The organism is Pseudomonas sp. GG8, assembly GCF_052976945.1.
This window is the reverse complement of record NZ_JBRIIP010000001.1, coordinates 169020-189499: the sequence shown is the minus strand read 5'-3', so window position 1 is coordinate 189499 and position 20480 is coordinate 169020. Positions and strand designations below refer to the sequence as shown.

21 protein-coding genes are annotated in these 20480 nt (G+C 58.7%); 12 read left to right on the top strand and 9 right to left on the bottom strand.

Annotation, left to right across the window (positions count from 1 at the left end; translation table 11 throughout):
• Nucleotides 1-26 precede the first annotated feature (26 nt).
• Both ACVBEG_RS00980 and ACVBEG_RS00975 read left to right on the top strand, forming a co-directional pair.
• Nucleotides 27-947, top strand: coding sequence for a histone deacetylase family protein (locus tag ACVBEG_RS00980; protein ID WP_322182098.1), 921 nt, complete (start codon nucleotides 27-29; stop codon nucleotides 945-947).
• Between the two features lie 223 nt (nucleotides 948-1170).
• On the top strand, nucleotides 1171-2415 hold the full coding sequence (locus ACVBEG_RS00975; protein ID WP_447107280.1) for a TIGR03862 family flavoprotein: 1245 nt from the start codon (nucleotides 1171-1173) through the stop codon (nucleotides 2413-2415).
• A gap of 39 nt (nucleotides 2416-2454) precedes the next feature.
• On the opposite strand, the gene ACVBEG_RS00970 is transcribed toward ACVBEG_RS00975, so the two are convergent.
• Both ACVBEG_RS00970 and yedA read right to left on the bottom strand, forming a co-directional pair.
• Nucleotides 2455-3789 carry a DEAD/DEAH box helicase gene (locus ACVBEG_RS00970; protein WP_322182100.1) on the bottom strand — a complete coding sequence of 445 codons (1335 nt, stop codon included), beginning with the start codon at nucleotides 3787-3789 and terminating at the stop codon, nucleotides 2455-2457.
• A 39-nt stretch (nucleotides 3790-3828) separates the two neighbouring features.
• A complete protein-coding gene (gene yedA / locus ACVBEG_RS00965; protein ID WP_447107279.1) occupies nucleotides 3829-4770 on the bottom strand; it encodes a drug/metabolite exporter YedA in 942 nt (313 codons plus the stop codon).
• Nucleotides 4771-4931: 161 nt separating this feature from the next.
• Here yedA and ACVBEG_RS00960 point away from each other — a divergent pair, with 161 nt between their 5' ends.
• On the top strand, nucleotides 4932-5387 hold the full coding sequence (locus ACVBEG_RS00960; protein WP_322182876.1) for an Lrp/AsnC family transcriptional regulator: 456 nt from the start codon (nucleotides 4932-4934) through the stop codon (nucleotides 5385-5387).
• A gap of 10 nt (nucleotides 5388-5397) precedes the next feature.
• On the opposite strand, the gene ACVBEG_RS00955 is transcribed toward ACVBEG_RS00960, so the two are convergent.
• From ACVBEG_RS00955 to ACVBEG_RS00945, 3 genes are all read right to left on the bottom strand, one after another.
• Nucleotides 5398-6009 carry a 3'-5' exonuclease gene (locus tag ACVBEG_RS00955; protein WP_322182104.1) on the bottom strand — a complete coding sequence of 204 codons (612 nt, stop codon included), beginning with the start codon at nucleotides 6007-6009 and terminating at the stop codon, nucleotides 5398-5400.
• Between the two features lie 55 nt (nucleotides 6010-6064).
• Entirely contained in the window at nucleotides 6065-6544 is a 480-nt protein-coding gene (locus tag ACVBEG_RS00950; RefSeq protein WP_322182106.1) for an NYN domain-containing protein, read from the bottom strand.
• A gap of 127 nt (nucleotides 6545-6671) precedes the next feature.
• A complete protein-coding gene (locus ACVBEG_RS00945) occupies nucleotides 6672-7475 on the bottom strand; it encodes a DUF2076 domain-containing protein (protein WP_322182108.1) in 804 nt (267 codons plus the stop codon).
• Between the two features lie 209 nt (nucleotides 7476-7684).
• On the opposite strand from ACVBEG_RS00945, the gene ACVBEG_RS00940 reads away from it, so the two are divergent.
• Together ACVBEG_RS00940 and ACVBEG_RS00935 are read left to right on the top strand one after the other, a co-directional pair.
• Entirely contained in the window at nucleotides 7685-8347 is a 663-nt protein-coding gene (locus ACVBEG_RS00940) for a YciC family protein (RefSeq protein ID WP_322182110.1), read from the top strand.
• 100 nt (nucleotides 8348-8447) lie between these two features.
• Nucleotides 8448-9530 carry an endonuclease/exonuclease/phosphatase family protein gene (locus ACVBEG_RS00935; protein WP_322182112.1) on the top strand — a complete coding sequence of 361 codons (1083 nt, stop codon included), beginning with the start codon at nucleotides 8448-8450 and terminating at the stop codon, nucleotides 9528-9530.
• A 160-nt stretch (nucleotides 9531-9690) separates the two neighbouring features.
• Here the strand turns inward: ACVBEG_RS00935 and ACVBEG_RS00930 are convergent, their stop codons facing one another.
• Nucleotides 9691-10008 (bottom strand): hypothetical protein, encoded by a 318-nt coding sequence (locus ACVBEG_RS00930; protein ID WP_322182114.1) that lies wholly within the window; start codon nucleotides 10006-10008, stop codon nucleotides 9691-9693.
• An 86-nt stretch (nucleotides 10009-10094) separates the two neighbouring features.
• Entirely contained in the window at nucleotides 10095-10829 is a 735-nt protein-coding gene (locus tag ACVBEG_RS00925) for a response regulator transcription factor (protein WP_322218085.1), read from the bottom strand.
• Between the two features lie 148 nt (nucleotides 10830-10977).
• On the opposite strand from ACVBEG_RS00925, the gene ACVBEG_RS00920 reads away from it, so the two are divergent.
• The 4 genes from ACVBEG_RS00920 to ACVBEG_RS00905 all read left to right on the top strand — a co-directional run bounded on the left by ACVBEG_RS00920 (nucleotide 10978) and on the right by ACVBEG_RS00905 (nucleotide 15064).
• Nucleotides 10978-11670, top strand: coding sequence for a response regulator transcription factor (locus ACVBEG_RS00920; protein WP_322182118.1), 693 nt, complete (start codon nucleotides 10978-10980; stop codon nucleotides 11668-11670).
• Nucleotides 11648-13015 carry a sensor histidine kinase gene (locus tag ACVBEG_RS00915; protein WP_322182120.1) on the top strand — a complete coding sequence of 456 codons (1368 nt, stop codon included), beginning with the start codon at nucleotides 11648-11650 and terminating at the stop codon, nucleotides 13013-13015. Before ACVBEG_RS00920 ends, ACVBEG_RS00915 begins: the two co-directional genes overlap by 23 nt.
• A gap of 395 nt (nucleotides 13016-13410) precedes the next feature.
• Nucleotides 13411-13614, top strand: coding sequence for a co-regulatory protein PtrA N-terminal domain-containing protein (locus ACVBEG_RS00910; protein ID WP_322182122.1), 204 nt, complete (start codon nucleotides 13411-13413; stop codon nucleotides 13612-13614).
• 709 nt (nucleotides 13615-14323) lie between these two features.
• A complete protein-coding gene (locus tag ACVBEG_RS00905; protein WP_322182877.1) occupies nucleotides 14324-15064 on the top strand; it encodes a COG4705 family protein in 741 nt (246 codons plus the stop codon).
• 102 nt (nucleotides 15065-15166) lie between these two features.
• On the opposite strand, the gene hrpB is transcribed toward ACVBEG_RS00905, so the two are convergent.
• Nucleotides 15167-17713: an ATP-dependent helicase HrpB gene (gene hrpB / locus ACVBEG_RS00900; protein WP_322182124.1), complete on the bottom strand. Its 2547-nt coding sequence runs from the start codon at nucleotides 17711-17713 to the stop codon at nucleotides 15167-15169.
• Nucleotides 17714-17836: 123 nt separating this feature from the next.
• Here hrpB and ACVBEG_RS00895 point away from each other — a divergent pair, with 123 nt between their 5' ends.
• Nucleotides 17837-18256 (top strand): polyribonucleotide nucleotidyltransferase, encoded by a 420-nt coding sequence (locus ACVBEG_RS00895; RefSeq protein ID WP_322218091.1) that lies wholly within the window; start codon nucleotides 17837-17839, stop codon nucleotides 18254-18256.
• 14 nt (nucleotides 18257-18270) lie between these two features.
• Nucleotides 18271-19164: a cation diffusion facilitator family transporter gene (locus ACVBEG_RS00890; protein ID WP_322218094.1), complete on the top strand. Its 894-nt coding sequence runs from the start codon at nucleotides 18271-18273 to the stop codon at nucleotides 19162-19164.
• On the opposite strand, the gene ACVBEG_RS00885 is transcribed toward ACVBEG_RS00890, so the two are convergent.
• Nucleotides 19157-19876, bottom strand: coding sequence for a DUF6515 family protein (locus ACVBEG_RS00885; RefSeq protein WP_322218097.1), 720 nt, complete (start codon nucleotides 19874-19876; stop codon nucleotides 19157-19159). The two genes, ACVBEG_RS00890 and ACVBEG_RS00885, sit on opposite strands and share 8 nt — an antisense overlap.
• On the opposite strand from ACVBEG_RS00885, the gene ACVBEG_RS00880 reads away from it, so the two are divergent.
• Nucleotides 19868-20296: a hypothetical protein gene (locus tag ACVBEG_RS00880; RefSeq protein ID WP_416152010.1), complete on the top strand. Its 429-nt coding sequence runs from the start codon at nucleotides 19868-19870 to the stop codon at nucleotides 20294-20296. The two genes, ACVBEG_RS00885 and ACVBEG_RS00880, sit on opposite strands and share 9 nt — an antisense overlap.
• The last annotated feature ends 184 nt before the right edge of the window (nucleotides 20297-20480 follow it).

Genomic DNA, 20480 nt, shown 5'->3' with positions numbered 1-20480 from the left:
AGTTTTGACCCCTGACCGGAAGTAAAATGCCCCTGCCGCTCATCTACCACGATGATTACAGCCCGGATTTCCCGGCTGAGCATCGCTTTCCGATGGATAAATTCCGTTTGCTGCGCGACCACCTGATTGAAAGCGGCCTGACCACCGACGCTCAACTGTTGCGCCCGGACGTCTGCCCGAGCGATGTTCTGGCCCTGGCCCATGATCCGGCGTACATCCAGCGCTACATGAGCGGTGACCTGTCCCGCGAAGACCAGCGCCGCCTCGGCCTGCCGTGGAGCGAGGCCCTGGCGCAGCGCACAGTGCGTGCGGTGGGCGGCTCGCTGCTGGCGGCCGAGCAGGCGCTGCAACACGGCATGGCGTGCCACCTGGCGGGCGGCACGCACCATGCGCACTATGACCACCCCGCCGGCTTCTGCATTTTTAACGATCTGGCAGTGATCAGCCACTATCTGCTGGAAAGCGGTCGAGTCGGACGCATATTGATCTTCGATTGTGACGTGCATCAGGGCGACGGCACCGCACGCATCCTCGCCAACACGCCCGATGCGATTACCGTTTCCCTGCATTGCGAAAAAAACTTCCCGGCGCGCAAGGCCGAAAGTGACTGGGACATCCCGCTGCCCATGGGCATGGGCGATGACGATTACCTGAAAGTAGTCGACGATTTATTGAACTACTTGCTGCCGTTCTATCAGCCGGACCTGGTGCTGTATGACGCCGGGGTCGACGTGCACAAGGACGATGCCCTGGGTTATCTGCAACTTACCGACGCCGGGGTGGCAGCTCGCGATGAAGCCGTGCTGCGCCATTGCCTGCACCGGGACATCCCGGTGATGGGCGTGATCGGCGGAGGCTACAGCAAGGACCGCAAGGCGCTGGCGCGACGGCACGGGATTCTGCACCACAGTGCGCAAAAGGTATGGCTGTCGGCCGGATTGAACTGAGTCTTTACCGCTGCCGTCCCGCCTTAACTGTCCACAATGGCTGTGGAACTGCCTGTGGGTAACCTGAGCGAAAGCCTCTCAAGGCCTTGTTCTGCGTGGCCTGGCGACAGCTGTATGTTTTTTGATCAAGAGTTTTCCACAGGCTGACCCTGCGCACAGCCCTGAACAGAGCGTCTGTCCTCCGGTAGAATGCACGGCTTACTTCGCCGACCCGCAGTGCGCCATGACCCACGTCCCTCCAGCTGTTGCTCATTCAGTCGCGATCATTGGCGGCGGCCCTGCGGGATTGATCGCGGCCGAGGTCTTGAGCCAGGCCGGAATCAAGGTCGACCTGTACGATGCCATGCCCTCGGTAGGTCGCAAGTTCCTGCTGGCAGGTGTTGGCGGAATGAACATCACCCACTCCGAACCCTACCCGGCGTTTCTCTCCCGTTATGCCGAACGCGCGCCCTTCATCGCGCCGTTACTGCGCAGCTTTGGCGCCGATTCGTTGCGCAACTGGATTCACGAACTGGGCATCGAGACTTTTGTCGGCAGTTCGGGCCGGGTGTTCCCCACGGACATGAAAGCGGCGCCGCTATTGCGGGCCTGGCTCAAGCGCCTGCGCGAATCAGGCGTCACCCTGCATACCCGCCATCGCTGGCTGGGCTGGAACGCCCAAGGTGAGTTGCGCATGGCTCACGCTGACAGCGAACAAACGATAAAACCCGACGCGGTCCTGTTGGCGTTGGGCGGCGCCAGTTGGGCGCGGCTCGGTTCGGATGGCGCCTGGCTGCCCTGGCTGGAACAACGGGGTATCGGCATCACAGCCCTGCAACCGAGCAACTGCGGGTTTGAGGTAGCGGGCTGGAGCGAACTGATGCGCAGTAAATTTGCAGGCGCCCCGCTGAAGAACATCGCCATCGGCCTGCAAGGACAAACGCCTCGCTTGGGCGAATGTGTACTGACCGAGTCCGGCGTCGAGGGCAGCCTGATTTATGCGTTGTCGGCGCACATCCGTGAGCAGATCAATCAACAGGGCTCGGCGACCGTAAACATTGACCTTCTGCCAGGCAAGGAGATTGGAAAAGTCCAGGCAGCGCTGGCCAAACCACGCGGCTCGCGCTCAATGTCCAAGCACCTGCACAGTCAGTTGGGGATAGATGGGGTCAAGGCGGCGTTATTGCGCGAACTAGCGCCAGCTGAGTCGTTCGCCGATCCGGCGCTACTGGCCAAGGCGCTGAAGGCTTTGCCGCTGACACTGGTCAAAGCACGACCGCTGGATGAAGCCATCAGCACCGCAGGCGGCGTGCCGTTCGAAGCGCTGACGGAAAACCTGATGTTCAAACAGCTACCGGGCGTGTTCTGCGCCGGAGAAATGCTCGACTGGGAAGCACCCACCGGTGGCTACCTGCTGACGGCGTGTTTCGCCAGTGGCCGTGCGGCGGGGTTGGGCATGCTGGAATGGCTTCACAGCAACGCCCTGTAGCCGCGCGCTTGCCCGCTATGGTGGGCAGCGCGCTCTACATCAAGGCTTTTTCTTGCGTGGCCCAGTATTGAACACAGGGACTTTGCGCACCGCCTTGACCATCGGCACGTCAGCGGCTGTTTCGCCGCTGTCGACCCATTTGCCCAGGTTACGTTTGCCACCGCCTGACACTTTAGGTTTTTTCGGCTTCTTCGGTTTTTTCAGAATCTGGCCGCTGGCGTCGGTGGTCGGCACGCGATGCTCCGGCTCGAAATCCTGTTCTTCATGACGCTCCAGGGTCTGGCGGGTCAAGGTTTCGATGGCAGACAGCAGCTCCACTTCGTCGGCGCAGACAAACGAAATCGCTTCGCCAGTCAAACCCGCACGCCCGGTACGACCGATCCGGTGGATGTAATCCTCGGCCACAATCGGCAGGTCGAAGTTGATCACGGTCGGTAAATCGTCGATGTCCAGACCGCGTGCGGCAACGTCGGTAGCGACCAGAATCTGGACCTCGCGGGCCTTGAAACGGTCAAGCGCACGCTGACGGGTTGCCTGCGGTTTGTCACCATGAATACCATCGGCGTTGATGCCCAAGCCTTGCAAGCGCTCGACCAGTTGATCAACACCCACGCGGGTCTTGGCGAATACCAGCACCTGACTCCAGTGCTGTTTTTTCAGCAGATGGATGAACAGTTCGGTCTTGCGCTTTTTGTCTACCGGGATCACCCACTGCTTGACCGAACTCGCCGCGACGTTGCGCGGGCTGACTTCAATGGTCAGCGGGTCATCAAGCATCTGCCCGGCCAGTTGGCGGATTGCGTCGGAGAAGGTCGCGGAGAACAGCAAGGTCTGACGACGCTTGGGCAGGGCCGCATAGATATCACGCAGCTCTTCGGAAAAACCGAGGTCGAGCATACGGTCAGCTTCATCGAGAACCAGGATTTGCAATTGATTAAACTTCAGCGCTTTCTGCCGATAGAGATCCAGCAGGCGACCTGGGGTTGCCACCAGTACATCGACCCCGCTGCGCAGCTTCATCATCTGCGGATTGATGCTGACGCCGCCGTACACCGCGTAAGTTTTTAGCGGCAGGTTTTCGTTGTACTGCTCAATGTTTTCATGAACCTGTTCCGCCAGTTCGCGGGTCGGCACCAATATCAGTGCGCGCACCGAGTTGGCCGCCACTTTTGGGCCTTCCATCGTCAGGCGTTGCAGCAACGGCAGGGCAAAGCCTGCGGTCTTGCCGGTGCCGGTCTGGGCGGCGGCCATCAAGTCGCGGCCGGCCAGCACCGGAGGAATCGCCTGTGCCTGCACAGGCGTCGGAGTCTGGTAGCCGAGGGCCGTAACGGCACGCAACAAGGGTTCGATCAGGCCGAGAGTGGCGAATGTCATGGGGATACCGTAGGGAAAATTCAGCGCAAGGCGCGCAGTTTACCCTGTCCGCACCGATCCAGCCTGTTCCTGTTTTTGTTCCGGCTGTTGGTCCAGGGCAGGTTGCTTGCGCCACTGTGGCAAACCGATCAGCACCACCGCGCTGATGATGACTGCCATCGCCATGCACTCTTCGACGCCGATGTGTTCACCCGCGAACAAAGTACCCAGCAGCACCGCCACGGCTGGGTTGACGTACGCATAGCTGGTCGCGGCCGCCGGGCGCACGTTTTTCAGCAGGTACATGTACGCGCTGAACGCCACGATCGAGCCGAACACCACCAGGTACGCCAAGGCGCCCCAGCCTGCTGCGCTCGGCATTGTGTGCAGATGCTCACCGCTCAAGGCGCTGCCGATCAACAGCACCACACCGGCGACGATCATTTCCGCCCCGCTGGCGATGGGACCGACTGGCAACGGCAGGCTTTTACTCCAGACCGAACCGAACGCCCAAGAGGCTGCCGCGAAAATCACCAGCGCAGCGCCATACGGGCTGGACTGCAGATTGGACCCCATATTAAGCAGGCCGATACCGATCAAGCCCAGGAAGATTCCGGCCCATTCCAGACGGGTGTTGCGATGCCCCCATAACAGACCAAACAGCAGTGTGAACAAGGGCACAACCGCCACAGACAGGGCCGCGACACTGGACGTCACGCCCAAATGTTCGGCCACCGTGATCCCTCCGTTGCCACAGGCGAGCAGCAAAAAGCCGATCATCCCCGCCGCCTTCCATTGCGTCCAGGTCGGTGCAGGGGTCCCGCGAAAGCGCATGAAGGCATAGAGCAGGCACCCGGCAATCAGAAAGCGCACCCCGGCCATCATCAATGGCGGCCAGGACTCGATGCCGATGCGAATCACCAGGTAGGTCGATCCCCAAATCACATACAAAGCAAAGAAAGCGCCAATCAGGAGCAATGGAAAGCGGCGTGAGTTCGACATACCAGGCTCTTAAGTCAGTTTTTATGATGACTTATCTTATGAAAGTGGCAGCGTAAAAATAAGCAGTAAACCCTGTTTATTCACAGCCAATACTTTTCAAAGAACGGATGTTTGGCTTATAAACAGTACTTTCGAAAGTTGGCCAAAGGTGCGTGATGACCCTGGATAAATACGATCGAGTCTTGCTCGATGCGCTGCTGAAAAACGGTCGCGCTTCTTTTGCGCAATTGGCGCGCCTGGTCAACCTGTCGGCCCCCGCAGTGGCCGAACGCGTGGCCAAGCTGGAGGCCTGCGGCGTCATCACCGGCTATGAGGCGAAAGTGGACATGGCCAAGGTCGGCCTGCCGATTCAATGCGTGATCGAGTTGCGCCTGGCCAGCCATGGTAATCAGCAGGCCTACGATGATCTGGTGCGGATTCCCGAGCTGACCCAATGCCACCGCGTCACGGGGGACCCGTGCGTGATCATGCAGGCGGCTGTCGGTTCGATGCCGGAATTGGAGGACCTGATCAACCGGGTGGCACAGTTCGGTTTCAGCAAAACCTCAATCGTGCTGTCGACAGCGATTGATCGGCGCATGCCGCTGGGCCATCTGGACGGTAACGGGAAAGCCTGAAAGGCCGCGCTTAAAAACCGCGCTGACGCTTCAGGGCTTCGCTGATTTTAGCTGCGGGGACTTTCTGCAAGGTGCACAGGAACTGATGGGACACCCCGGCGATGCCATGAGTCTGCCGCAGTTCATTGGCCAGGTGCGCCGTGAGGTTGGCCGCCATCTCCGCATCGGCCATGGCCCTGTGCGCCTTGCCCGTGTGCGGCAGCTTGGCCCACGTAGTCAGGGTGCCCAGTTTGTGGTTCGGTGCACCCGGCATCAAGCGGCGCGCCAACAGCATCGAACAGGCAAAGCTTTGTTCGCGACTGCGTTGAATGCGCGACAGTTCGTAGTCCCAGAACTTCTGGTCGAATGAGGCGTTATGCGCCACCAGCGGCGTGGTGCCGACAAAATCTGCCACTTCATTCATGACCTGAGTCGCCGACGGTGCCGTGCGCAGCATGCTGTTGCTGATGCCGGTCAGCCCTTCGATAAACGCGGGGATACGCACCCCGGCATTCATCAGACTTTGGTAACGCTCGACAATGCGCCCCTGCTCCATGATCACCACGGCAATCTCGGTGGCCCGACAGCTGTTGTTGGGGGAAATGCCGGTGGTTTCAAAGTCGATGACTGCAATGCGTTCCAAACGTGATCCAACCCGTCAAAAATTTCAAAAACAAAAAAGTCAGTGTTTCAGCCGATCAGTTTTTCAACAGCAGCGCGCCTTCGATCGGCACATAACGGCTGGCGGCGCGAATCAGTGAGTTGGCGGTCAACCCTGGCACGCCATAGGCGATGGCCTCAACCCCGTGTTTGCTGATGATACGCTCAAGCAGCAGATCGAAGTCGCCATCACCCGACGCCAACACCACCTCATCGACATGCGGCGCGGCGTCCATGATATCGATGGTGATACCTACGTCCCAATCGCCCTTGGCCGAGCCGTCGCTGCGCTGGATGTAAGGTTTGAGTTTCACGGTAAAACCCAGATTGCGCAGAATCTGCTGGAACTGCTGCTGTTTGCTGTCACCCCGATCAATGGCGTAGGCATACGCCTCGACAATCTGCCCGCGCTGGCTGATATCGGCCCACAGGGCGGCGTAGTTGAAGTGACAACCATAAGCCTGGCGCACGGTGTAATAGAGGTTCTGTACATCGGCGAACACCGCAATTTTCTTCACCGGAAATCCTCATGGCGCAGGCGTGCGCAAGCTGGCAGCAACGACCCGGGAATTGGGTCGGTGCTCAGTATGCCAGCTTGGGGGATATTTGAAGAGAAGGGGTGTTACCCCTGTAGACGTACTTCAATCAGACGAACGAGTCGTCATCGTCGGAAAACGAACCGCCGTCATCATTGCCGTAGTCGGTATCGGCGAAGCCACCCTGGTCGTTGCCATAGCCACTGTTGTCGGTCACGCGCTGATTGTCGTTACCCCAGTCATTATTGCTGCTGTTGTCATTGGCCTGGCTTGGCTCTTCCTTGATCACCTCGACCACTTCCTGCGGTTGCTGGTTGTTATGGAACAGGCTACTGATGCCTTGTGCCAACATCACACCACCCGCTACACCGGCTGCCGTCTTCAATGCGCCACCGAGAAATCCACTGCCGATAGGCGCGGCAGGTGCTTGTGGTTGAAACTGGCCTTGAGGCGGGGCAGCGTAATTGCCTTGTGGAGCGTTGTATGGTGGTGGGCTTGCCGAAGGTGCTGGTTCGCGCCAGCCACCGGAAGAAGGCTGCGCGGCTGCCGGACGAGGTTGCGAGAACGATTGTGGCTGGGCTTGAGGCTGGGCATCGCGCGAGCCACCAAAGATGCTCGACAGGAAACCGCCGCCGCTTGGCGCCGGAGCCGCCGCCTGAGCTTGCGCTTGTTGCAGTTGGGCCTGCAGTTGCTTGACCTGCTCGGCGAGCTGTTTGCCGTGCTCATCGAGTTGTTTGATCGCCGCTTCTTGCACCAGGATCGCCTGCGCCATGTAGTACGGGGCGGCTGGCTGCTGGTTCAGATGCTCCTTGATCCGTGCTTCAGCCTGGGCATCCCGGGGGGCTGAATCCGCTTCGGCTTGTCTCACTTTCGAGAACAGGCCATCGATCAGGGTTTGTTCTTCGCTGTTCATGGCGACCTCGTTAGATTGCCGTTAAAAAACATCGCCCAGTCAGATTGACCAGACGTAATCAAGATAATGGGGTTGATCGACGCCGTTTCAATAGAGGCTTCAAAAAGTTGCCTCACCCGTGGATAGGTCTCTGGGTAAAGTGCGCGGTTGGCCCGCCATCGGCCATACGCTAAAGTGTGGCACCGCTTTTTGCCTTGCGATCCCGATCAATGAATCCGCTGACCGTTCTACAAGACTCGCTGTATTTTTTTCGGCGCAACCTGACCAGCATCCTGATGCTGTGCCTGCCGCTGGTGGTGGTCGAGGCATTGAGTAAACAAATGCTCAGCAATGCACTGGCCGCTGACGCCTCGCCTGCTTACGAATTACTCGTTGGCCTGCTGTTCTACCCGCTGTATACCGGCGCGCTGATTCTGTTCCTGGACGCCCGCACGCGCAGCGAACAACCGCGTAAACGCGATTTGATGGCCATGGCGTTGCGGCTGTGGCCGACCTTTGCCGTACTGTCGGCCTTGAGCACGCTGCTGATCATGTTTGGCTTGTCGATGTTCGTCATTCCCGGCATCTGGGTGATGGTCAAACTGGTGTTCTCCGAGTACCTGCTGGTCTTGCGCGGGATGACGCCACTGGCGGCCATGCGCGAGAGCATCAAGATGACCCAAGGTCATTTTCTGCGGATCCTGGCCTGCGTGCTGTGCGTCTACGTGCCCTTGTCGGTACTTGAAGGGGTCAGCCTGTTCATCCTGCCAGAACCGCTGAGCATGCCGGTTTCCTTGATCATCGACAGCACCAGCAGCTTTTTGCAGTTATTTACCAGCGTCGTGATGTTCCGCTTGTTCATGCTGATCGACGACGCCCCGGAAAAGGTTTGACCTGCCAAGCCTCTGCCCCTTTGGCAACACCTCAGCTATGCTCAGGCTCATCTTGCAACGCGATTCAGTCATTGAACGTTCTGCGTTCTAAGTTGAGCCGATGACCCGTTTATTGCGCTACATCTTGATTGGCCTGTTGGCGATTGGCTTGATGTGCCTGCTGATCTACAACCTGACCTGGCATCCCGCAGCACGCGAGCTGCTGCAGGCCAGTTGTAAAAACCCGGCACCGGTATTGGTGCCCGGCCAAGCACTGAAAGTCATGACTTGGAATATCCAATACCTGGCCGGCAAGCGTTATGTGTTCTGGTACAACATGGCCGATGGCAGCGGCCCGGATGATCGCCCTACGCAGGAAGACACTGCCTACAACCTCGATGAAGTGGTTCGAGTGATCCGCGATGAACAGCCGGACATTATCCTCCTGCAAGAGGTGAACGACGGCGCCAAAAGCACTCACTACGACAACCAGCTGACGTTGCTGCAAGAGCGGCTCAGTGACCTGTTCCCCTGCAGTTCGGAGGCGTTTTACTGGAAGGCCGACTTCATTCCGAGCCCGCATATCTTTGGCAGCGTCGGGATGAAACTGGCCACCCTGAGTCGCTACGAAATCGAACACGCTGAACGCATCCAGCTACCGCAACCCTCGACCCATCCGATTCAGCGCCAGTTCCAGCCCAAACGCGCCCTGCTCGTGAGTTACCTGCCACTGCGCGATGGCGGACAACTGGCAGTGATCAATACGCACCTGGACACCTTCACTCCGAACGACGACACGCTGCAGCGCCAGATAGAGGCGACCGGCAAACTGCTGGATACATTCGAGAGTCGCGGCACGCCTTGGTTGATCGGGGGCGATTTCAATCTGTTGCCCCTCGGACAATACCAACGGCTGGCCCCGGAACTGCGCAGTGAATACATGCCAGACAGTGCATTGCACAGCCTGTGGGACAAGTACCCGATGATCCCGAGCAACACTGAAGTCGGCGGTGTTGATCGCGGCAAGTGGTTGACCCACTTCCCCAACGACCCGCGCATCAGTGGCCCGGACCGGACCGTGGATTACTTTTTCTACAGCCCGCGACTCAAGCGCATAGACGCTCAGGTGCGCGGGGACGACACCCTGTTGATCTCTGATCACTTCCCGGTGATAGCGCGGTTCCTGCTGCCGATGCTGCCTTAAGACCGCATCGCCCACTTCGCGGGTAGCCCGCGCGGTCGTGCCCAGCAAAGAGTTCGAATAGCTTCCTGTTAACCGGGCACCAGGAAATGTTCGTAGCCAAGGACAGGCGCCTGCCTTGCCGATCCAGATCTGAGCAGAGCAGAGCAGAGCAGAGCCATCCTCAGAGTTGCCCTATAGCGCCAATGGAGACCAACTCGAAAAATCTATACTTTTCTTTGGCCGCCGCTTTTCTGGCTAGCTGCTCGGCATCAAAACGACTCAACGTATTGGCATCGTGAATGAACAGGCTCTCTTCGCCTTCGAACTCCCGTGTCACCCGAAGGGTAACGCGAAGCCCGGTGGAAGCTCTTTTTTTAGGCTTCGGTACTGCTGCGGGCGGTGAGACCTGTCTTTGCTCTGGTTCCTCTGGTGCAGCTTCGGCTTTGATATCAAGCCCCAAAGCGTTTCGCATTTCTTGCTCAGTCAGTCCTGTATTCATTACGACATCTTTTTGGGGGAGTTAAGTGCCACTTTATAGACACGAGAGGAGATTGACGCAATGCCCTTTGACGGCATTGTGCAACTCTAACTATTACCCATCTTTTCTGCCCCCGTTTCGATGCTGTCATCACGAGGAGATTTAACGTCTACCTCAAGACGATACCCTGCACTTGGCACGGTCTGTATCAACGAACTGGCAAAACCTTCGTCGAGTTTGCAGCGCAAGCGATAAATATGCTTATCGATCACATTGTCGTTAGGGTCAAACTCGTAATCCCAGGCGCTCTCCAGAAGCATGCTGCGGGTCACGATCTCACCGCTGTGGCGCATCAGCTTTTCCAATATCAAGGTTTCCCGATAGGCTAATGCGATGGTACGCCCCTGGCGAGTTGCCTGGCGTGTAGCACAATCAAGATGGAGTTCCCCCGCCCGGAGTGTTCGCGAAGGGCCAGGAACCTGACCCCGTGTCCGCAGCAAGGCGTCCACTCGGGCCAGCACTTCAATAAAGGCATAGGGCTTGGCAAGATAGTCATCGCATCCGGCCTGCAGACCTTCGACCCGTTGAGCGGTCGAGGCCAGCGCGCTTAGCATCAGTATCGGCGTGTGCAACTGCCGGCGGCGTAATTCACGCACAAGCGCCAAGCCATCCATTCCCGGCAACTTGCGATCGACGACAAGCACGTCATACAACTCCTCGAGCGCCATCGCCAAGCCTTGTCGGCCTTCTTCGGCGACATCGACGATATGGCCGCTTTCACTCAAGCCGCGTAACAGATAAGCCGACGCGCGAGCATCGTCTTCAATTACCAGGATGCGCACACGCAGCCCTCCGATAGCGAACCTAAACTTTCTTTCATGTTCACGCGACCTGTGCGTTTACTTCGGTTTGGCACACTATGCCACTGAAAGGGTCGAGGGCCAGCGCCACGCCCCATCTGTCCGCCCAACCGAGGCCTGTGCAACGCTCATGACCCATGTTCTAGTCGTCGAGGACGACCCCACCACTGCCCGCGAAATCGAAGCAGCCTTGCAGGATCATGGCTTTGACGTGACCTGCTCCAACAACGGTCGCGACGGCCTGTTAAAAGCCATTGGCGACACGTTCGACATTATCGTCTTGGATCGTATGCTTCCCGGTGCCCTGGATGGACTAGGCATGCTCACCGCCTTGCGCGCATCAGGTGTCGCGACGCCGGTGCTGATTCTCAGTGCGCTGAGCGCACTCGACGAACGGGTTCGCGGCTTGCGTGCTGGCGGTGATGATTACCTGACCAAGCCATTCGAGTTCATCGAGTTGACCGCACGTCTGGACGCCCTGAGCCGACGGCGTATCGCGCAACCGGACCAAGAGCGGGAAAGTCGTCTACGGGTCGCCAATCTTGATCTTGATCTGTTACGTCGCACCGTGCGCCGAGGTGATAGGCAGATAGACCTCCTACCCCGGGAGTATGCCCTGCTTGAATACCTGGTTCAGCATGCAGGCCAAGTGGTGACCCGCACGATGATGTTCGAAGCCGTCTGGAATTACAGCTACGACGAGCGCACCAACGTGATTGAAGTACATATCGGGCGCTTGCGCCGCAAGATCGATGCCGAAGGCGAAGAACAGATGATCCATACCATTCGCGGAGCCGGCTATGTTCTCCGCTCACCTGCGTGAAATACCGCGCACCATCAGCTTTCGTACCGCGCTGATGTTTCTGGCGCTGTTCGGCTGTTCGTTCCTTGCCCTGTTTGGCTACATATATTGGCAGACGACCGGCTATTTGAAGTCAGAAGTTGACGCATCGCTGTACCACCAGATCGACATCCGCAGCCGACAAGCGCCTGCATTGCGACAACAGGAAATCCGTCAGCATACCGAACAGGACACAGAGAGTCGTACCCCACACGCCTTATTCAGCGCCGATGATCAGCTGATAGCGGGTGCGATCCAGACGTTACCCGATTTCAAGCGTTACGACAGACCCTATCAGGTCGTATGGCATAAACAGAACGAACACAGTCGTCCCATTCGCTTCATGGTTCACCAACTGGAAAACGGGCAAAAACTGCTGGTGGCTCAAGACATCTACGATATTCATGAATTCGACGAGCTATTGATTAATGCGTTGATCTCTGGGGGCGCGCTGCTGTTGGTGGTCGGCCTGCTCGGAGCGATCACTCTTGGCTATTCCGCCAGACGCCGGCTGGACGCCCTTAGTCGTTCGATAGAACGGATCATAGAGGGTGATCTCAGCAAGCGTTTGCCGACTCGCGGTAACCGGGATGACATTGACCGTATAGCCAGCGTCGTCAACGGTATGCTCGATGAACTCGAACGTCTGATGAGTGAAGTCAAAGGTGTCTGTGACGACATCGCCCACGATCTGCGCACTCCACTCACCCGCCTGATCGCCGGACTGGAACGCGCCCAGCGACGCAGCCTGAGCAAGGATGAATATGCGACAGCCATTGACTCGGCCATTGAAGAGGCCATGGGTCTTTTGCAGACATTTCGAGCGCTGCTGCGCATCTCCGAAATTGAAAGCAGTGCCCGACGCAGCAACTTCGCCATGGTCGACCTGAACCGGATCGCGGCAGATGCCACGGAACTGTTCGAGCCGCTGGCCGAAGAGCGAGGCATGACTCTGGAACTGGTTCCCAGCAAAAAACCGGCAAATCTGTCAGGGGATCCTCAGTTGCTGTTCGATGCCGCCTGTAACCTGCTCGACAACGCCATCAAGTTCTCACCCGATGGCGGCCGCGTTCAGGTCATCGTGGTTGCTGACGCGACCCATAGCGGAATCCGCGTCAAAGACAATGGGCCTGGCATTCCGCAGGCTGAGCGCGAAGCCGTGTTCCGTCGACTATACCGTTCCGAGTCCAGCCGCCACATGGCGGGCAATGGACTCGGCTTAAGCATGGTGTCTGCGGTTGCCCGCCTGCATGACATGACATTACAGGTGCAGGACGCGCAGCCGGGGTGCCAGATCGACTTGGTGGGTAAAGCGCTGTCAGTTTGAGAGCGCGGTATCGCCAGCGTCGGTATTCTGGCTGCTGACCACGGTCAGTGGCATGCCCGGACCCATATTGCGCCATCGGCTTCTGCCATGGCGCTGACGGAAACACCCAATCACTCGATCTGCTCGCTCGACAGCACACGTTTTTTGTTCCCGTGGGCAATAGCCTAATAACCTTTTTCAATTTCGTATTGATAAGCCAGTTTCAGGCAACCCTGAACTTGATGCTCACGGTGATCCCCTATCTGCATGGACATCGAACCTATAAAACAATCCTGTCGAAAAGTTTATGCACCGGGGAACAGCCTGAAAGGTTGCCCGCTTTAGAATGAGCGCAAGCCTGAAGCTTATGCCAGTCACCTTCGAACTGGCATTACCTTAACCGTGGAGATTCCCCAATGAAAACCCTTAAAGCTCTTTTGATCGTCAGCCTGATGAGTGCCTCCGTAGCGGCGTTGGCTGAAGGTGGTGGAGACCGCGTAGTAGCACGGATGGACGCCGCTCGTGAGGTCTCAATGACGCACTACCAGCAGGCCAAACATGACCAGGCCGTAGTGATTGCACAGAAAGCGGTCAACCACGATGTTGAACGTTCCAACTAACAATGAACCGCCCATTCATTCAACGGGGTCGCCATGCGCTTGAAGTGTCATGGGATTCAGTGGGCCGCCGTATAGAACCTGAGGTGAATCGAGGACTTGCTCGCCATATGGCGGCAGGACTCGACGTGGTAACGGCGATAGACGTATCGGGCCCCAGGCGTAGTCCAACCGGCCCGGATTGCACGTTCAAATGGACGAGCGTCATCCCGGTTATGCGCGGCAAGACAGAATGGCAGCGCTGAACCATAAGATCAGTTTCATGTCACCACGGAACATCATTCCGTTACCTGAATCATATTCAAAGCGGAGCAGTTTCCGCGATGGCGCGCGTTACGCGAATGATCATCAACGTGTCAAAATCTACAATCCATTTACCCAAGAAACTCTATTAAAGCCCTCTTCACCTGAGCTAACTACTCACGGGGGCTTCATCAACAAACACAGACACTCAGGCGTACTTCTTACATCAGAGAGACTCACTTAATGAATTAACTCTGGTTTGGCTTTGACGGAACGTTGACCTTCCACAGCGTACATTGCGCCCGCCTGTACTTCGCGCTACCGCTTGTTCGTTGCCCCCTAACATAGACCTGGCGTCCGCAGTGGATATAGGTTGATCCGGGGCGAACGGCGGCTTTTTAAAACGCTGTACTTCATAGTTCTAATCCGATTTCAGGAGCACATCCCCCCTATGAGCACCCCTCTCCATCTGAACAAGTTGCCGGAAATAACCCTGGCGTTCTGGGTGATGAAAATCTGTGCCACCACCCTCGGCGAGACCGCTGGCGATTTACTGTCGATGACACTGAATGTGGGGTATGCGATCAGCTCGCTGATTCTGATAAGCGCCTTCCTGATTACACTTGGCTTGCAGCTGTTTTCGAAGAGCTATAAGCCGGTGTTGTACTGGATCGTTATTCTCTCCACCAGTACCGCAGGCACCACCATGTCGGACTTTATGGATCGCACCCTGGGCCTGGGCTATGCGTCCGGCTCGCTGATTCTGATCAGCCTGTTGATCGCGATTTTTGCCGTCTGGCGATTGAGCGAAAAAAGCCTGTCGGTGAACAACATCCACACCACTAAAGGCGAGCTGTTCTATTGGGCGGCCATTCTGATTTCCAACACGCTGGGGACAGCGTTAGGCGATTACCTGGCGGATGACTCCGGCCTGGGCTTTGCCGGCGGCGCACTGCTGATCGGGACGGCAATTGCCGCAGTGGTGTTGGCCAAGTTCTACACGCGGATTTCCACCGTGCTGCTCTTCTGGTTGGCGTTTGTCCTGACCCGACCGTTCGGCGCGACACTCGGTGACTTCCTGACCAAGTCTCATGAAAAAGGTGGTCTGGATTTTGGCACCGTTGGTTCATCGTTAGTACTGGCCGGTGTATTGGTCGTACTGGTGTTCTTCGCCGCCAAGGCCCGCAGCGCCGAAGAAGTGTACGGCTAAACGGTTTATGGAGCAGTGCAAAAATGAAGCCCCGTGTCGAAAAAACGCACAACATAATGTGGTCACTTTTCCAGCACATTTGAGGACGTGTTCGGAGAGCCCCTAGGGCTTACGCGGCTTGATCCGCGCTGTAGCTTCAGCCACCAGAGGGTCTTCGGGCCAGTAGTGTTTCGGGTAACGCCCCTTGAGGTCTTTTTTTACCTCTAGATAGGTGCTGCGCCAGAAGCTGGCCAGGTCCTGAGTCACCTGCACCGGGCGGCGGGCAGGTGACAGCAGGTGCAGTTTGATAATTTGTCGGCCGCCCGCAATGCGCGGGGTTTCAGCCAAGCCGAACAGCTCTTGCAAACGCACCGCCAGAATCGGTGGATGTTCGCTGTAATCCAGACGCACTGAAGAACCGGACGGCACGCTCAGGTGATGCGGCGCCAGCTCATCCAGGCGTTGCGGTAACGGCCACGGCAGCACGTTGTGCAGGATCGACGATAGGTCCAGGTTGGCGAAATGACTGAGGCGCGACACCTTGCCCAGGTAAGGCTGCAACCAGTTCTCCAGGCTCGCGAGCAACGCCGCATCACGCACATCCGGCCATTCGCTATCGGCCTGTTTGTCCAGATCCAGCTGACGCAGCAACGCCACCCGCGCCTGCCATTGGCGCAGCTCGGGGGTCCACGGCAACAGTTCCAGCCCTTTACGCCGAATCAGTGCCAATAACGCCTGGCTGCGGGCGGATTCGTCGAGGCCGGTCAGTGGCTCGCGACTGAGGATCAGTTCGCCCACCTTGCGCTGACGCTCGGCACGGAACACTCCTTCTCGCTCGTCCCACTCCAGATGATCGAGGGCAATCACTTGTTCTGCGAGTACTGAGTCGAACAGTGCCGGATCAAATTCCGCCGCCAGATAAATACGTTCTTCGCGCTGGCCCTGGCGACTACCGAGGTCGGCGACCACCAGCCAGGGTTGTTTCATCAAGGCATCGGCTTCCGCGAACAACGCGGCGCGGCCGTTGGCCAGGCGATATTCAGCGCCACCGGCACGCCGCTGTTGGGCCACGCGATCCGGATAGGCCAGCGCCAGCAAGGCGCCCAACCAGCGTGGGTGATCCGGATCGCTGACCGGGGTGTTCGCCGCTCCGCGCTGCTGCCGCTGCAAAAGACTTCGGTACTGCCGCGCCAGTTGTTTTGCCCGCTGCACCCCGCCTTGAGCGCCACGCGCCGCACGCTCGGTGCCGGCCAGCAAGGTCAGGCGGGAGTGCAGGTCCGCACCGCCGCCACGCAAGATGTCACGCTCGCCGAGCAAGGCCGCGACGTCACAGGCCAGTTCGCCCAGACCCAACGCCTGACCGCGCAACAGTAAATGCGCGATGCGTGGATGCGCGGGCAGCTCAGCCATGGCCTGGCCGTGCCCGGTGAGTTTCCAGTCTTCACCCGATTTCCGGGTCAGCGCGCCCAACCGGCCGAGCAGGTCCTGAGCTTGCGCATAGGCCGCCGCCGGTGGCTGGTCGAGCCACACCAATTGCGCCGGCGTAACGCCCCAGCGCGCCAGTTGCAAGGCAAGCCCTGCCAGATCCGCCTGAAGAATTTCTGCCGTGCCATAGGCGGCCAATTGATCGTGCTGGGCTTCGGACCACAGCCGATAACACACGCCCGGCTCCAGTCGCCCCGCCCGCCCAGCGCGCTGGGTGGCACTGGCGCGGGAGATGCGCTGAGTGTCGAGACGCGTCATGCCGCTGCCGGGATCGAAACGCGGCACGCGCGCCAATCCCGCATCGATCACCACCCGCACCCCATCAATGGTCAGACTGGTCTCGGCGATATTGGTCGCCAGCACCACTTTGCGTGTGCCGCTCGGCGCGGGCTCGATAGCCGCGCGCTGGGCATTCAAGTCCAGCTCGCCGTGCAACGGACACAGCAAAATATCGTGGCGCTCGCCAAGAACCTCGGCCAATTGTTGATTGACCCTACGAATCTCGGCCTGCCCCGGCAGGAACACCAGCACGCTGCCCGACTCATCACCCAGCGCATCGAGTACGGTTTGCACCACCCTAGGCTCGATAAATTCACCGACCTGAAAGGTTCGCCCCCAGCGCATCGCCACCGGAAACATGCGCCCGTCACTGCGGACAACAGGCGCATCGCCCAGCAGACTGGACAGCCGTTCACCTTCCAGCGTCGCCGACATCAACAGAATCTTTAGCGGTTGCTCGTCCCGGAACAGCCCCCGTCCATTCAGACTCAAGGCCAGTGCGAGGTCGGCATCCAGGCTGCGCTCGTGGAACTCATCGAAGATCAGCAGGCCGACGCCTTCCAGCGCCGGATCGTCCTGCAAGCGACGGGTGAGAATACCTTCCGTGACCACTTCGATTCGGGTCGTGGGACCAACTTTGCTTTCCAGGCGGATCCGATAGCCGACGGTTTCACCGACTTTTTCGCCCAACTCCCAGGCCAACCGCTCTGCCGCCGCTCGCGCTGCCAACCGCCGCGGCTCAAGCATCAGGATGGTCTGCCCGGCGAGCCACGGCTCTTGCAACAGCGCCAGGGGCACACGCGTGGTTTTACCGGCACCGGGCGGTGCTTCGAGCACCGCTTCGTGGCGCGCCGCCAGGGCATCGCGCAAGGCAGGCAGGACAGCATCGATTGGCAGAGAAATCATGGCAGCTCCAGAACAGGCTGCCGATTATACGGGGCCGGCGTCATCGCACGAAGGGCGACTGCAATAGTCTTAGCCATGAAGCATTTGCCTTGTATAGTTACCCCCATCATTCAGGAGATCTTTATGCGCATTCCTTCCCGCATTATCGGCGGCGTTCTGGTCGCTGCCTTACTGACCCAAATGACCGCCTGCGGCAGCATTTTCTTCCCCGACCGCCGTGGACAAATCGACGGCAAGGTCGACCCCCTGGTGATCGGTCTTGATGCCATCGGCCTGTTGTTCTACATCATTCCCGGTTTGATCGCCTTTGGCGTCGACTTTGCCACCGGTGCTATCTATTTGCCCGGCGGCAGCACCGCCCAGGTCAGCCCTGAAAAGCTGCAACCGGCGATCAAGGCTGACGGCAGCGTCGATAACAGCAAACTGCAAGCAATCCTCGAAAAAGAGCTGGGCCGCAGCCTGCCGCTCAATGACCCACGCCTGATCCAGCACCGTGGCAGCGCGCAACAGTTGGCGATGTACGGCCTGCAACCGTCCGCCTGATTTAGGAAAGCACCATGACCACCCTCCCCGAACACGCGCGCCTGTTGCGTCTGGCGACCCGTGCTTCATTGGCTGTCGCGAGCATCCTGATCGTCACCAAAGGCATTGCCTGGTGGCTGAGTGGCTCGATCAGCCTGCTGGCCGGGTTGACCGACTCGGCGCTCGATGGCGTGGCGTCGTTCCTCAATCTGCTGGCGGTGCATTATGCGTTGCGTCCGGCCGATGACGATCACCGGTACGGCCACGGCAAGGCGGAAGCACTGTCAGGCATTGCCCAGGCGCTGTTCATCGCCACGAGTGCGATGCTGATCGCCTATCAAGCGGTCGAACGGATTCTCCACCCGGAGCCGTTGGGGGCGCCGGGGTTGGGGATTGCGGTGATGGTGTTGTCGATAGTGCTGACGGTGGCACTGCTAATGCTGCAGTACAAGGTCATCCGCGAAACCGGCTCGACCGCCATCCGCGCCGACTCCCTGCATTACCGTTCCGACCTGCTGCTGAACGCCAGTATCCTGCTGGCGCTGATCCTTGCCCTGTTCGGCTGGCAACAACTGGACGCGTATTTTGGTCTGACAATCGCCGTGTACATTTTGTGGAGCGCGGTCCAGATCGCTCGCGAAACCGTGTCGGTGCTCATGGATCAAGAACTACCGCCGGATGTCAGCCAGAGCATGCTGGACATGGCGTGCAGCGTGCCCGGCGTACTGGGCGCCCATGACATACGCACCCGGATATCGGGCAATCATTGGTTCGTTCAGTTGCACCTGGAACTGCCAGGGCATTTGACCCTGTCCGTCGCCCACGCTCTGTGTGACCAAGCAGCCGATGCCATCCAGGAAGCGTTCCCGAAGGCCGAAGTGCTGGTGCACGCCGACCCGCGAGAAGTGCTCGAACCCAGCGTTAGTTGACGCTGTAACCGCGCCCTGCAAGGCAAGCAGCCATCGAACGGCGGTAGATGTCCGCAACCGAGGCCGGAGGCGCATAGGCTGCGGCTGCCGGGTCAAAGCCGCTTTGGTTCACGCCCCACATATGGCACTCGTACATATCCTGCTGTTGCTGCTCGGGACCCTGACCGTTGGCGGGGTAAGCCACGGGATCATAGCCATTGGTTTGCACCTGCTGCGGTGGCGGACCTGGGGCATAGATGGGCTCGATACCCTGCGGCGGAGTGGCGACAACATAGTCCTGAGTCTCCGCCTGATACACGTAATAGGTACCCGCAGCCAGGAAGAACAACGTGCTGCCCAGCCAGACCTCTTGCGAAAACGACGGCAAGCTGCGCACATGAATCCCGTAGGGCGGCGTCACTATCACGTAGCGCGGGCCTTGTGGGCGATACCAGTAACCACCGGAATAAAAGTAATCCTGTCCACGCCAGCCAATACGCGAATGGCTGCTTGGCATACGGTCTATCTCATACCCGGGACGGTACTGCGGGCCTGAGCCCCAACCGTTGCCATGCCCATCGGGCCGGCCTTGCCAATGGTCATTACCAGGTCGCCCGTCGCCACCGCCAGGGCGCGGCGAGTTGCCGCTCTGCCAGTGTTGATTCTGGTTTGAATTGCCCTGACGAGGATTGTCCTGGTAATAACCCTGACGCGGTTGCTGGGTTTGCCGCACCTCGTCGGGGCGACTCTGGATGGGCAGGCGCTGTTGCTGCTCACGTTGTTGATCCTGCTGACGCTGTTGGTCTTGCTGCTGGCGCTGTTGTTGCTGTACTTGCTGCTGCCGCTGTTGGTCTTGCTGCTGGCGCTGTTGTTGCTGTACCTGCTGCTGACGCTGTTGGTCTTGCTGCTGGCGCTGTTGTTGCTGTACTTGCTGCTGACGTTGTTGGTCTTGCTGCTGGCGCTGTTGCTGCTGTACCTGCTGCTGACGTTGCTGGTCTTGCTGCTGGCGCTGTTGCTGCTGTACCTGCTGCTGACGTTGTTGGTCTTGCTGCTGGCGCTGCTCTTGCCCGAATTCTGGGCGGCCCTGGCCCGAATTGCCCGGACGCTCATGATTCTCGCCGTTACGGCCGTTATCGTTTTGGTTCGGCCCTGAATCATTTCGTTCGTCCGCCAGCACCTGAGCGTTGACACTCAAACACAGCAAACTTACACCTGCCAAACGCCAGATGCGCGATTTCATGCTTTCCTCACTATGGTGCAAATGCCCATTGATAAAACTGCTTTTTGGATGCGCCAGAAGCAGCACTTTAACAGCCCATTCGACATGTGGCGGACGC